Annotated in this window: 5 protein-coding genes, 20 tRNA genes and 3 rRNA genes; 3 read left to right on the top strand and 25 right to left on the bottom strand. The window is 47.6% G+C overall.

Annotated features, from left to right (window positions below):
* Window positions 1-61: 61 nt before the first annotated feature.
* On the top strand, window positions 62-736 hold the full coding sequence (locus MKY34_RS09125; protein WP_342514848.1) for a TraR/DksA C4-type zinc finger protein: 675 nt from the start codon (window positions 62-64) through the stop codon (window positions 734-736).
* Window positions 737-971: 235 nt separating this feature from the next.
* Here the strand turns inward: MKY34_RS09125 and MKY34_RS09120 are convergent.
* The 24 genes from MKY34_RS09120 to MKY34_RS09005 all read right to left on the bottom strand — a co-directional run bounded on the left by MKY34_RS09120 (window position 972) and on the right by MKY34_RS09005 (window position 9,283).
* Window positions 972-1,043, bottom strand: a tRNA-Glu gene (locus MKY34_RS09120).
* A gap of 9 nt (window positions 1,044-1,052) precedes the next feature.
* Window positions 1,053-1,143: transfer RNA gene (locus MKY34_RS09115), tRNA-Ser, on the bottom strand.
* Window positions 1,144-1,150: 7 nt separating this feature from the next.
* Window positions 1,151-1,225: transfer RNA gene (locus MKY34_RS09110), tRNA-Asn, on the bottom strand.
* A 1-nt stretch (window position 1,226) separates the two neighbouring features.
* Window positions 1,227-1,303: transfer RNA gene (locus MKY34_RS09105), tRNA-Ile, on the bottom strand.
* A 5-nt stretch (window positions 1,304-1,308) separates the two neighbouring features.
* Window positions 1,309-1,382, bottom strand: a tRNA-Gly gene (locus MKY34_RS09100).
* Between the two features lie 7 nt (window positions 1,383-1,389).
* Window positions 1,390-1,465, bottom strand: a tRNA-Phe gene (locus MKY34_RS09095).
* A 22-nt stretch (window positions 1,466-1,487) separates the two neighbouring features.
* Window positions 1,488-1,563, bottom strand: a tRNA-Asp gene (locus MKY34_RS09090).
* 3 nt (window positions 1,564-1,566) lie between these two features.
* A tRNA-Met gene (locus tag MKY34_RS09085) sits at window positions 1,567-1,641 on the bottom strand.
* A gap of 61 nt (window positions 1,642-1,702) precedes the next feature.
* Window positions 1,703-1,795: transfer RNA gene (locus tag MKY34_RS09080), tRNA-Ser, on the bottom strand.
* Between the two features lie 18 nt (window positions 1,796-1,813).
* Window positions 1,814-1,890: transfer RNA gene (locus MKY34_RS09075), tRNA-Ile, on the bottom strand.
* Between the two features lie 7 nt (window positions 1,891-1,897).
* Window positions 1,898-1,971 (bottom strand) — tRNA-Met (locus tag MKY34_RS09070).
* Between the two features lie 25 nt (window positions 1,972-1,996).
* Window positions 1,997-2,072: transfer RNA gene (locus tag MKY34_RS09065), tRNA-Ala, on the bottom strand.
* Between the two features lie 6 nt (window positions 2,073-2,078).
* A tRNA-Pro gene (locus tag MKY34_RS09060) sits at window positions 2,079-2,155 on the bottom strand.
* A 25-nt stretch (window positions 2,156-2,180) separates the two neighbouring features.
* Window positions 2,181-2,257: transfer RNA gene (locus MKY34_RS09055), tRNA-Arg, on the bottom strand.
* Window positions 2,258-2,270: 13 nt separating this feature from the next.
* A tRNA-Leu gene (locus MKY34_RS09050) sits at window positions 2,271-2,359 on the bottom strand.
* A gap of 7 nt (window positions 2,360-2,366) precedes the next feature.
* A tRNA-Gly gene (locus MKY34_RS09045) sits at window positions 2,367-2,441 on the bottom strand.
* Window positions 2,442-2,448: 7 nt separating this feature from the next.
* A tRNA-Leu gene (locus MKY34_RS09040) sits at window positions 2,449-2,530 on the bottom strand.
* A gap of 56 nt (window positions 2,531-2,586) precedes the next feature.
* A tRNA-Lys gene (locus tag MKY34_RS09035) sits at window positions 2,587-2,662 on the bottom strand.
* 6 nt (window positions 2,663-2,668) lie between these two features.
* Window positions 2,669-2,744, bottom strand: a tRNA-Thr gene (locus tag MKY34_RS09030).
* Window positions 2,745-2,766: 22 nt separating this feature from the next.
* Window positions 2,767-2,842: transfer RNA gene (locus MKY34_RS09025), tRNA-Val, on the bottom strand.
* 49 nt (window positions 2,843-2,891) lie between these two features.
* Window positions 2,892-3,007 (bottom strand): 5S ribosomal RNA (gene rrf, locus MKY34_RS09020).
* A gap of 157 nt (window positions 3,008-3,164) precedes the next feature.
* Window positions 3,165-6,098: ribosomal RNA gene (locus MKY34_RS09015) — 23S ribosomal RNA — on the bottom strand.
* Window positions 6,099-6,353: 255 nt separating this feature from the next.
* Window positions 6,354-7,905, bottom strand: a 16S ribosomal RNA gene (locus MKY34_RS09010).
* Together the 16S, 23S and 5S rRNA genes with 20 tRNA genes alongside form the textbook arrangement of a ribosomal RNA operon.
* A 475-nt stretch (window positions 7,906-8,380) precedes the next feature.
* Complete coding sequence (locus tag MKY34_RS09005) at window positions 8,381-9,283, bottom strand: DMT family transporter (protein WP_342514847.1); 903 nt, start codon at window positions 9,281-9,283, stop codon at window positions 8,381-8,383.
* 132 nt (window positions 9,284-9,415) lie between these two features.
* On the opposite strand from MKY34_RS09005, the gene MKY34_RS09000 reads away from it, so the two are divergent.
* Together MKY34_RS09000 and MKY34_RS08995 are read left to right on the top strand one after the other, a co-directional pair.
* Complete coding sequence (locus MKY34_RS09000) at window positions 9,416-10,138, top strand: MgtC/SapB family protein (RefSeq protein ID WP_342514846.1); 723 nt, start codon at window positions 9,416-9,418, stop codon at window positions 10,136-10,138.
* A 12-nt stretch (window positions 10,139-10,150) separates the two neighbouring features.
* Window positions 10,151-11,137: a cation diffusion facilitator family transporter gene (locus MKY34_RS08995; protein WP_342514845.1), complete on the top strand. Its 987-nt coding sequence runs from the start codon at window positions 10,151-10,153 to the stop codon at window positions 11,135-11,137.
* Window positions 11,138-11,615: 478 nt separating this feature from the next.
* Here the strand turns inward: MKY34_RS08995 and MKY34_RS08990 are convergent, their stop codons facing one another.
* A complete protein-coding gene (locus MKY34_RS08990; protein WP_342514844.1) occupies window positions 11,616-12,779 on the bottom strand; it encodes an iron-containing alcohol dehydrogenase in 1,164 nt (387 codons plus the stop codon).
* Window positions 12,780-12,857: the final 78 nt, after the last annotated feature.

The following is a 12,857-nucleotide window of genomic DNA, read 5'->3' as shown; positions in this document are numbered from 1 at the left end:
TTAATGAAGCTTACTAAAAATGAGCATACTGTTGGTATTACCAAAAAGGACGTGACCAAACGTGCTAAATGAAAAACAACAAGCTGTGCTAAAAAAAGAATTAGTTGAAATGCAAGAACAATTAACAACGACTGTAGAGGAAACCGATAGTAAGCAAAGTGCACAAGAAGCTGCTGGAGAACTCTCCATGTACGACAATCATCCCGGCGATATGGGCACAGAACTGTTTGAACGCGAAAAAGACATGGCTCTACACGTACATGCGGACTCTGAGTTGGAAAAAGTCGAAAACGCCATACAAGCGATGGAAAACGGTTTATACGGGATATGTGAAGTTTGTCGAAAAGACATTCCTTTCGAGCGACTTGAAGCCGTCCCATACACCACTCTTTGTATCGAACATGCTACAGAACAGCAAGTGCCTCAGGACCGTCCTGTTGAAGAAGACATCCTGATTATGGCCAAGCCTAATTCATTTGCTGACAGAAGAGTAGGAACATCCCGCGATGGCGAAGACAGCTTCCAAGAAATCGCAAAATCCGGCACATCAGAAACGCCCTCCGACTTCATAGGCGACCATAATAGCTATGACGACTTATACGACAGTTCAATCGAAGACAGCGCAGCAGAAGCCATTGAGGATTTTATAAGTACAGACATTAGCGGGATAACACGCGGATTCATTAGATCCAATGCATCCGAGCAATATGAAAATGAATTGCGAGACGGAGAATGAAACCTTAAGATGTCTAAACAAAACAGGATTGGTCCTATTGAATAACAGAATAAGCCATCTCCGAACTCATACGTTCGGAGATGGCTTATCTTTATGAAAGACAATGCTTGCTGCTAATTTTGAAACCGACAATTATAATTCGATCGGCTAAGCCATAAACTCACTTTCTTTCATCAAAACAAAAAACTACGTTACTAGTTCAAATCGAACTAGTAACGTAGTTTTTTGTTTTGTATGACCCCTACGGGATTCGAACCCGTGTTACCGCCGTGAAAGGGCGGTGTCTTAACCGCTTGACCAAGGGGCCAAATATATATGGCGGAGAAGGAGGGATTCGAACCCTCGCACCGCTTACGCGATCTATGCCCTTAGCAGGGGCACCTCTTGAGCCACTTGAGTACTTCCCCATATATATGGCTCCGCAGGTAGGACTCGAACCTACGACCGATCGGTTAACAGCCGATTGCTCTACCACTGAGCTACTGCGGAATGGTGGGCCTAAGTGGACTCGAACCACCGACCTCACGCTTATCAGGCGTGCGCTCTAACCAGCTGAGCTATAGGCCCTTCATTGGAGCGGGTGAAGGGAATCGAACCCTCATCATCAGCTTGGAAGGCTGAGGTTTTACCACTAAACTACACCCGCATTGATATGGTGGCTCAGGACGGAATCGAACCGCCGACACAAGGATTTTCAGTCCTTTGCTCTACCGACTGAGCTACTGAGCCACATATGTATTTCTAGTAAAAATGGCGGTCCCGACCGGGATCGAACCGGCGATCTCCTGCGTGACAGGCAGGCATGTTAACCGCTACACCACGGGACCATTTGGTTGCGGGGACAGGATTTGAACCTGCGACCTTCGGGTTATGAGCCCGACGAGCTACCACTGCTCCACCCCGCGACAATAACTATTTTGTTACTTCATACATCATTTCCGGTTACAGTTCACCATTCGATAAAAATGGAGGAGGTAGAGGGATTCGAACCCCCGCGCGGTTTAACCCGCCTGACGGTTTTCAAGACCGTTCCCTTCAGCCGAACTTGGGTATACCTCCGTGAAAAATATATAATACTGGTGGACCTTGCAGGACTCGAACCTGCGACCGGACGGTTATGAGCCGTCTGCTCTAACCAACTGAGCTAAAGGTCCTTAAAGATGGCGGCAGAGGGGATCGAACCCCCGACCTTACGGGTATGAACCGTACGCTCTAGCCAGCTGAGCTACGCCGCCAGGATCTTTATATGAGTTGAGTTTATGGTGGAGCCTAGCGGGATCGAACCGCTGACCTCCTGCGTGCAAGGCAGGCGCTCTCCCAGCTGAGCTAAGGCCCCATGAAGTGGTCGGGAAGACAGGATTCGAACCTGCGACCCCTTGGTCCCAAACCAAGTGCTCTACCAAGCTGAGCTACTTCCCGATTTGAATATTTAATGTGAATTTATTGGCGCGCCCGACAGGAGTCGAACCCATAACCTTCTGATCCGTAGTCAGACGCTCTATCCAATTGAGCTACGGGCGCATAAAAATCTATTTGGTGCCGAGAACCGGAATCGAACCGGTACGGTAGTCACCTACCGCAGGATTTTAAGTCCTGTGCGTCTGCCAGTTCCGCCACCCCGGCTAAGAAATGGAGCGGAAGACGGGATTCGAACCCGCGACCCCGACCTTGGCAAGGTCGTATTCTACCACTGAACTACTTCCGCATAAGAGTGCGGGTGAAGGGAGTCGAACCCCCACGCCCGAAGGCACTAGATCCTAAGTCTAGCGTGTCTGCCAGTTCCACCACACCCGCAATATTTAGTAGGAATCAAATCCCTACCTTACCCTACGACTGGCAAGTCATAGAAATGGTGAGCCATACAGGATTCGAACCTGTGACCCTCTGATTAAAAGTCAGATGCTCTACCAACTGAGCTAATGGCTCTAATAATGGTGCCGGCGAAAGGACTTGAACCCTCAACCTACTGATTACAAGTCAGTTGCTCTACCAATTGAGCTACACCGGCAAATAAATCATTTCAAGAATTATGGTGGAGGATGACGGGCTCGAACCGCCGACCCCCTGCTTGTAAGGCAGGTGCTCTCCCAGCTGAGCTAATCCTCCTGGGTATAAGTGTAATACTATTTAAATCTGTATGTAATGATATGTACAGGCCCGGCGGCGTCCTACTCTTGCAGGGGGGAACCCCCAACTACCATCGGCGCTGAAGAGCTTAACTTCCGTGTTCGGTATGGGAACGGGTGTGACCTCTTCGCTATCGCCACCAGACTTATGCAACCTTTTCTCAAAGACATTACTTATTGTATCATCTATCGACAAGTTTTGCAAGTACTTTTTTTAAAAAAAGAACGATTCTTATTCGTTCAAAACTGAATAAAACCAACATTGTGTTGTACAAATCGAGCCAACCATGCGCTTTTTAAATAAGGTTAAGTCCTCGATCGATTAGTATCCGTCAGCTCCACACGTCGCCGTGCTTCCACCCCAGACCTATCAACCTCATCTTCTTTGAGGGATCTTACTTACTTGCGTAATGGGAAATCTCATCTCGAGGGGGGCTTCATGCTTAGATGCTTTCAGCATTTATCCCGTCCACACATAGCTACCCAGCGATGCCTTTGGCAAGACAACTGGTACACCAGCGGTGTGTCCATCCCGGTCCTCTCGTACTAAGGACAGCTCCTCTCAAATTTCCTGCGCCCGCGACGGATAGGGACCGAACTGTCTCACGACGTTCTGAACCCAGCTCGCGTACCGCTTTAATGGGCGAACAGCCCAACCCTTGGGACCGACTACAGCCCCAGGATGCGATGAGCCGACATCGAGGTGCCAAACCTCCCCGTCGATGTGGACTCTTGGGGGAGATAAGCCTGTTATCCCCGGGGTAGCTTTTATCCGTTGAGCGATGGCCCTTCCATGCGGAACCACCGGATCACTAAGCCCGTCTTTCGACCCTGCTCGACTTGTAGGTCTCGCAGTCAAGCTCCCTTATGCCTTTGCACTCTACGAATGATGTCCAACCATTCTGAGGGAACCTTTGGGCGCCTCCGTTACTCTTTAGGAGGCGACCGCCCCAGTCAAACTGTCCGCCTGACACTGTCTCCTGCCCCGATAAGGGGCATGGGTTAGAAGTCCAATACATCCAGGGTAGTATCCCACCAACGCCTCCTCCGAAGCTGGCGCTCCGGGCTCTAAGGCTCCTACCTATCCTGTACAGGATGCATCGGAATTCAATATCAGGTTACAGTAAAGCTCCACGGGGTCTTTCCGTCCTGTCGCGGGTAACCTGCATCTTCACAGGTATTATAATTTCACCGAGTCTCTCGTTGAGACAGTGCCCAGATCGTTACGCCTTTCGTGCGGGTCGGAACTTACCCGACAAGGAATTTCGCTACCTTAGGACCGTTATAGTTACGGCCGCCGTTTACTGGGGCTTCAATTCAAAGCTTCGCTTGCGCTGACCTCTCCTCTTAACCTTCCAGCACCGGGCAGGCGTCAGCCCCTATACTTCACCTTGCGGTTTTGCAGAGACCTGTGTTTTTGCTAAACAGTCGCCTGGGCCTATTCACTGCGGCTCTCTCGGGCTTTAACACCCTACCAGAGCACCCCTTCTCCCGAAGTTACGGGGTCATTTTGCCGAGTTCCTTAACGAGAGTTCTCTCGATCACCTTAGGATTCTCTCCTCGCCTACCTGTGTCGGTTTGCGGTACGGGCACCTCCCGCCTCGTTAGAGGCTTTTCTTGGCAGTGTGAAATCAGGGACTCCGGAGACAATTCTCCTCGCCATCACAGCTCAATGTTATAGGAACGGGATTTGCCTCGTTCCACACCTCACTGCTTAGACGCGCATAACCAACAGCGCGCTCACCCTATCCTACTGCGTCCCCCCATTACTCAAACGGCGGGGAGGTGGTACAGGAATATCAACCTGTTATCCATCGTCTACGCCTTTCGGCCTCGACTTAGGTCCCGACTAACCCTGAGCGGACGAGCCTTCCTCAGGAAACCTTGGGCATTCGGTGGAAGGGATTCTCACCCTTCTTTCGCTACTCATACCGGCATTCTCACTTCCAAGCGCTCCACCAGTCCTTACGGTCTAGCTTCAACGCCCTTGGAACGCTCTCCTACCACTGACACCTAAGGTGTCAATCCACAGTTTCGGTGATTCGTTTAGCCCCGGTACATTTTCGGCGCAGCGCCACTCGACCAGTGAGCTATTACGCACTCTTTAAATGATGGCTGCTTCTGAGCCAACATCCTGGTTGTCTGGGCAACGCCACATCCTTTTCCACTTAACGAATACTTGGGGACCTTAACTGGTGGTCTGGGCTGTTTCCCTCTCGACTACGGATCTTATCACCCGCAGTCTGACTCCCAAACATAAATCATCGGCATTCGGAGTTTGTCTGAATTCGGTAACCCGGGATGGGCCCCTAGTCCAAACAGTGCTCTACCTCCGAGATTCTTAACGTTTGAGGCTAGCCCTAAAGCTATTTCGGAGAGAACCAGCTATCTCCAGGTTCGATTGGAATTTCACCGCTACCCACACCTCATCCCCGCATTTTTCAACATACGTGGGTTCGGGCCTCCAGTAAGTGTTACCTTACCTTCACCCTGGACATGGGTAGATCACCTGGTTTCGGGTCTACGACCCCATACTCATTCGCCCTATTCAGACTCGCTTTCGCTGCGGCTCCGCATTCACTGCTTAACCTTGCATGGAATCGTAACTCGCCGGTTCATTCTACAAAAGGCACGCCATCACCCATTAACGGGCTCTGACAACTTGTAGGCACACGGTTTCAGGATCTATTTCACTCCCCTTCCGGGGTGCTTTTCACCTTTCCCTCACGGTACTGGTTCACTATCGGTCACTAGGGAGTATTTAGCCTTGGGAGATGGTCCTCCCGGATTCCGACGGAATTTCACGTGTTCCGCCGTACTCAGGATACACTCTGGAGAGAATGGACTTTCGACTACGGGGCTTTTACCCGCTACGGCGGACCTTTCCAGGTCGCTTCGCCTAATCCATTCCTTTGTAACTCCGTGTAGAGTGTCCTACAACCCCAGGAAGCAAGCTTCCTGGTTTGGGCTCTTCCCGTTTCGCTCGCCGCTACTCAGGGAATCGATGTTTCTTTCTCTTCCTCCGGATACTTAGATGTTTCAGTTCTCCGGGTCTGCCTCGTTTACGCTATGTATTCACGTAAACGTACTACCCCATTATGGGCAGTGGGTTTCCCCATTCGGAAATCTCCGGATCAAAGCTTACTTACAGCTCCCCGGAGCATATCGGTGTTAGTGCCGTCCTTCTTAGGCTCCTAGTGCCAAGGCATCCGCCGTGCGCCCTTTCTAACTTAACCTTTCGGCTTCAACAGCCATTTGGTGAGTCTTATTTACAGCGATGTAAACAGGGGCTCTTAAAAAGGTATTGCATAAGTAAATTACAATTGTAATCGACTCGGTTGATTCTTGATTTGTTACTTTCAATGTCGTTTTATCCAGTTTTCAATGAACAAGTTTTGAAAAAGATCATCTATAAAGAAAGATGAACCTTCAAAACTGAACGCAAAACGTCAATGGATAGACCAGAGGTCTATTTCCGAAATAATCCTTAGAAAGGAGGTGATCCAGCCGCACCTTCCGATACGGCTACCTTGTTACGACTTCACCCCAATCATCTGTCCCACCTTCGGCGGCTGGCTCCCGTAAGGGTTACCCCACCGACTTCGGGTGTTACAAACTCTCGTGGTGTGACGGGCGGTGTGTACAAGACCCGGGAACGTATTCACCGTGGCATGCTGATCCACGATTACTAGCGATTCCGGCTTCATGGAGGCGAGTTGCAGCCTCCAATCCGAACTGGGAATGATTTTATGGGATTAGCTCCCCCTCGCGGGTTGGCAACCCTCTGTATCATCCATTGTAGCACGTGTGTAGCCCAGGTCATAAGGGGCATGATGATTTGACGTCATCCCCACCTTCCTCCGGTTTGTCACCGGCAGTCACCTTAGAGTGCCCAACTGAATGCTGGCAACTAAGATCAAGGGTTGCGCTCGTTGCGGGACTTAACCCAACATCTCACGACACGAGCTGACGACAACCATGCACCACCTGTCACCGCTGTCCCCGAAGGGAAAGGCATATCTCTACACCGGGCAGCGGGATGTCAAGACCTGGTAAGGTTCTTCGCGTTGCTTCGAATTAAACCACATGCTCCACCGCTTGTGCGGGTCCCCGTCAATTCCTTTGAGTTTCAGCCTTGCGGCCGTACTCCCCAGGCGGAGTGCTTAATGCGTTAGCTGCAGCACTAAGGGGCGGAAACCCCCTAACACTTAGCACTCATCGTTTACGGCGTGGACTACCAGGGTATCTAATCCTGTTTGCTCCCCACGCTTTCGCGCCTCAGCGTCAGTTACAGACCAGAAAGCCGCCTTCGCCACTGGTGTTCCTCCACATCTCTACGCATTTCACCGCTACACGTGGAATTCCGCTTTCCTCTTCTGTACTCAAGTCCCCCAGTTTCCAATGACCCTCCACGGTTGAGCCGTGGGCTTTCACATCAGACTTAAAGGACCGCCTGCGCGCGCTTTACGCCCAATAATTCCGGACAACGCTTGCCACCTACGTATTACCGCGGCTGCTGGCACGTAGTTAGCCGTGGCTTTCTAATAAGGTACCGTCAAGGTACGAGCAGTTACTCTCGTACGTGTTCTTCCCTTACAACAGAGCTTTACGATCCGAAAACCTTCTTCACTCACGCGGCGTTGCTCCATCAGACTTTCGTCCATTGTGGAAGATTCCCTACTGCTGCCTCCCGTAGGAGTCTGGGCCGTGTCTCAGTCCCAGTGTGGCCGATCACCCTCTCAGGTCGGCTACGCATCGTCGCCTTGGTAGGCCATTACCCCACCAACTAGCTAATGCGCCGCGGGCCCATCCTGCAGTGACAGCCGAAACCGTCTTTCAGAGTTTGTCCATGCGGACAAACTGATTATTCGGTATTAGCCCCGGTTTCCCGGAGTTATCCCCATCTGCAGGGCAGGTTGCCCACGTGTTACTCACCCGTCCGCCGCTAACTTCAGGGAGCAAGCTCCCTTCCGTCCGCTCGACTTGCATGTATTAGGCACGCCGCCAGCGTTCGTCCTGAGCCAGGATCAAACTCTCCATAATAGAAGAAAATGATTGCTCATTTCTTGCTGGCATCAATTAAGATGTCAAATTTGAATCCGAAGATTCGTTTGTGTTTCCTTTTGGGAAACGTTTGGCTCCAGTGCCGAAGCACCTTTGCTTTATTTCATTGACGTTTTGCTGTTCAGTTTTCAAGGTTCATGTCGTTGCTGCTTATCTCAGAAGCAACCTTTATATCATATCAAGTTACGTCCTTCATGTCAACAACTATTTTCAATTTCTTTTCGTCGTTTTATTCATATCGGAAGCGCAACGTTTTCTATCTTAGCATTTCCTTTTGAATGAGTCAACAACTAATTTCAATTTCTTTTTCGTTGCTTTCTTCACATCGGAAGTGCGACGTTTTCTATACTAGCACTTCCTCAAGAAGAAGTCAACAACTTTCCGAATTTCTTTTTCGTTGTTGTTTCTGTTCCCTGAGGACATGTACTAATATACAATAGAGCGTTCTAAGAAATCAAGCCTTTTTTGAAGAAAAGTACTTTTTTATTTTCATACCATCGATTACGAACAGCAGGATTCCCGATATGACAACGATTCCGCCAATAATCTGAGATGCGACGAGCTTCTCTTGAAAGACATAATACGCCAAGATTGCCGCTCCAATCGGTTCAAATAGAATAGCAATTGAAATCGTGTTTGTGCTTACCCACTTAAGTGCCCAGTTAAAAAGAGTATGCCCCAACAAATTCGGGATTAGCGCTAGCACCACAAACCAAAACCAATCCGCTTCAGGATAAGGTCCAAATGATTCTCCTTTAATGAAGACATAAAAAAATAGCGTAATCGTGCTTATCGAGTAAACGACAAACGTATAAGTAATAAGAGAAAGACGTTTTCGTACATCTTGCCCAAATAGAAGATAAGCTGTAATCAGTGCGCATCCAATAAGCGCCAACATATCTCCATATAAAGCAGTACCACTTAACTTAAAATCCCCCCAGCTAATAATGACACTTCCCGAGATCGCAATAACCGCAGATAATATTGTTTTGAAAGAAAGTCTCTCTTTAAAGAAGAAGTACGTTCCCACAAAAGCAAATATCGGTTGTAATGTAACGAGCACAGTTGAACTCGCAACTGAGGTGTAGTTCAATGATTCGAACCAGAAGATAAAGTGGAATGCTAAAAACACACCCGCAATCGCCGAGAAGATCCAATCTTTTTTGCTGAGAAACAATATTTCCATCCTATACTTCACAAGAAAAACAGGTAACATTAGAAGTACCGAGAAAAACATCCGATAAAACGCGATCACTCCAGCATCTGCTGTTGTAAGTTTCACAAAAATTGCGGATGAGGCTACAGATAGTACACCAATAATAATTGGCACATACGGATGAATTGCTGGTCTTTCCATTTCAAACACTTCTCTTTCTTTACGTTAATCATGTTATCGTATTACCATTTCAAGTAATAGACATTAAGTAAGTATAGCATGGTTATTTTGAAAGAACATTACTGGGTTTATCTTGATCAAGGAGGGGATATGATGAATTGGATATTGAGTGAAGCGATGTACCCTGAAGTTTTGATAAAAATTATTCTCGCCCTCACATTAAGTTTAGTTATCGGTTTAGAGAGGGAAATAAAGAAGAAACCCATTGGATTGAAAACAAGTGCAGTGATTGCAACGTTTAGTTGCTTATTGACAATCATCTCCATTGAGGCTGCTTATCTTGTGCCAGCCCGTACAGACATCAACGTCACAATGGACCCTCTCCGTCTCGCCGCACAAATTGTTAGCGGAATCGGTTTTCTCGGAGCCGGTGCAATCTTAAGAAGGGATAATGACAATATTACCGGGTTAACAACCGCCGCAATGATTTGGGGCGCAGCGAGTATTGGGATCGCTGTCGGGGCAGGCTTTTATATTGAAGCTGCTTTTGCCGTTCTTAGCGTAATGTTCGTAATCGAAGTACTTGCACCTGCACTTGCGAAATTCGGTCCCAAACGACTTCGTACAAAAGAAGCTGCTTTCATTTTTGTCTTGTCAGATAAATCGAAAATCGAGGATCTACTTATTTATTTAAAGAATGAGGGCATGATGATTGAAAACTTGAGAATTAGGCAAATCCTTACAGACAACAAACAATTGCATCACGAACTTGAAATTCGACTATCAGCACTTCCTAAGAAGTCCACATCGAAGTTATACATCGAATTAACAACACTTCCCTTTGTTGAATCAGTTGAATTAGAAATATTCCCTTAATGGAGGAACCTTATGACGGACATTCTAAAACTTTTAAAAGAAGGTAATCGCCCCGCCTTACTCGCAGCAGTCGTCAATACAATTATCGCCATTTTGAAAGCCATCGCATTCTTCGTCACAGGCAACGTCGCCATGTTCGCAGAAATGTTGCACTCACTTGGTGATGCAGCTAATCAATTTTTTGTTTTCATCGGGTCCGCCTTATCAAAAAAAGCACCTACTGCTAAATTCCCGAACGGATTTGGCCGTGTTGTCAACCTCGTTTGTCTCGGTGCAGTTATTGTTGTGGCAATCATGTCCTATGAAGCCGTTATCGGTGGCTGGCATCACATCTTAAATCCTGTTGAATCAAGCGGATTGGTTCTTAATCTTTCCGTTCTCGGAATTGCTATCATTCTTGAGTTTGCTGTTCTCTATAAAGCAGGGAAAGACATTCTTCATGATGCAGGTATCCAAAAAGGCGGGCTAGCGCCAATCACTTTAAGTTTCAAACATCTCAACCGGTCGAAACCTGCAACCAAACTCGTCTTTATGGAAGACTTAGTTGCAACAATGGGTGGAGTGCTTGCATTCGTAGCAGTCCTACTCGCACACTTTCTCGGATTACTCGTTGCAGAAGGTATTGCCTCCATCCTAATCGGGCTTATGATGTTTTATGTAGTCGGTAAAGTATTCCTCGAAAACGCACGTGGCGCAATCGGCGAATCAGATGAAGAGATGCGCAATCATATCGCTCACCTTGTAACTGAAGATCCCGATGTCAAGGACCTGCAGCGTATTGAAGTCTTGAAAGAGGGCGAATTTCTCCATGTCGAAGTGGTTGCAGAAGTCGATCCTTCATTAACAGTTGCCTACGTCGATGATGTACGAGATCGCTTACTGAGTCTCATCCTTCAACAAAAAGGCGTGCAAGATGTGCTGATTTCTTTTGACGAGGACGATGGCGTCCATACATGGCAACGTACAAACGTTACCAAGGATACTCAGTCGCCCCATTGAAAGCTTCCGAGATCATCAATTATGCCTCGGCGTAATTACGTCCAGATTTTCTCGAGCTTGGGGCCAAAAGGATGTTGGTCATGCAGTCGTTGCGAATCGAACTACAAAGGGTTCGACTTGCCGTATTTCTTTGTTTTTGCAGAAATTAAGGCACTTCCCTTCAGGACGTCGCGTACTTAGACTGCCTTCTTAGCTCCCCTAAAAAATCTGCTACATCCGCCGGAGGCTTGGGCCTGCACGATGCAGGTCATGCAGGCATTGCCACAGGACGCGACGTCCTTAGCCTGCGTTCCTCTATCGTTCAGCGGGCATTTGAACACCCACTAAACAGAAAAGCAAAACTGCATTCATCTCGCCACCTATCGAAGTGGAAATTTTCTGTAGCTGACGCTTCGCTTTCAGTACAAACAAATTTGCTGAATGAAGATAAAAAACGTCACGCCAGAAGAAGACCCTGGCATGACGTTTTTCCTTTTACTTATAATGAAGCTTTCAAAATTTCGATTACATCATCTTTACCAAGCTTAACAAAATTCCCGATAGTTCCGTTACCCGCAGCCTTTTCAGCCATCAGTTCCAGTTTTGAATCATCAATCTTGTAGTCCCCCAGCGTTTCAGGCGCTCCAATCGACGACCAGAATGCGCGTAAATAATCGATTCCTTCATAGGCCACTTCTTCATCGCTTTTCCCTGCTGGATCCACACCGAAGACACGAACAGCTAGTTTAGCAAATCGCGCCGGATTCGCCTTTACATTATGACGCATCCAATGCGGGAACAAAATGGCTAACCCACCCGCATGCGGAATATCATAAACGGCCGAAACAGCATGCTCAATGCCATGTGATGCCCAGTCGCCACGATAACCCATTTGAAGAAAACCGTTCAATCCCCATGTACCTGCAAATAAAATCGTTTCCCGCAGATCATAGTCATCCAATTTTTCGACGAGTTTAGGTCCCGCCTCCATAATTGCACGTAAAACGCCCTCACACAACTCATCCTGAACAGGGGTATTTGCAGCATTATTAAAATATTGTTCGAAGACATGGCTCATCATATCAACAATGCCATAAACCGTTTGATCTTTCGGAACGGAAATCGTATAGGTTGGATCAAGAATGGAGAATTTCGGGAAACTAAACGGACTTCCCCAACCGTGTTTCTCTTGCGTTTCTTCATTTGTAATAACAGAGCCCGCATTCATTTCAGAGCCTGTTGCCGCAAGTGTCAAAACCGTACCAAATGGGAGTGCATCTGTAGGCAAAGCTTTTTTGATCACTAAATCCCACGCATCTCCTTCATATTTCGCCGCCGATGCAATCAGTTTGACACAGTCAATTACAGAACCGCCACCAACTGCTAAAATGAAGTCAATTTCTTTCTCCTTACAAATCGCTGCCCCTTTGCGTGCTGTAGAAACACGCGGATTGGGTTCTACTCCAGCAAGTTCATGGACTTCCATCCCATGGTCTGTTAAAAGTGTCATCACCTCATCATATAAACCATTTTTCTTAATGCTACCGCCACCATAGACAACGAGCACTTTTTTGCCGTAGTTTGTCAGTTCGTTTGTTAATTTACGCAACTGCCCTTTTCCAAATAGGAGCTTTACTGGATTATAAAATGCAAATTCATTCATAGTAGAACAACCTCCTTTTCCTTTCTCTATTATCCGAAATACAATGATTTTTTGCAAAGTTGACGGGTGCCGTATGAA

It is taken from the genome of Sporosarcina sp. FSL K6-1522, from assembly GCF_038622445.1.
Taxonomy (GTDB): Bacteria; Bacillota; Bacilli; order Bacillales_A; family Planococcaceae; genus Sporosarcina.
This window is presented reverse-complemented; position numbering and strand designations above follow the sequence as displayed.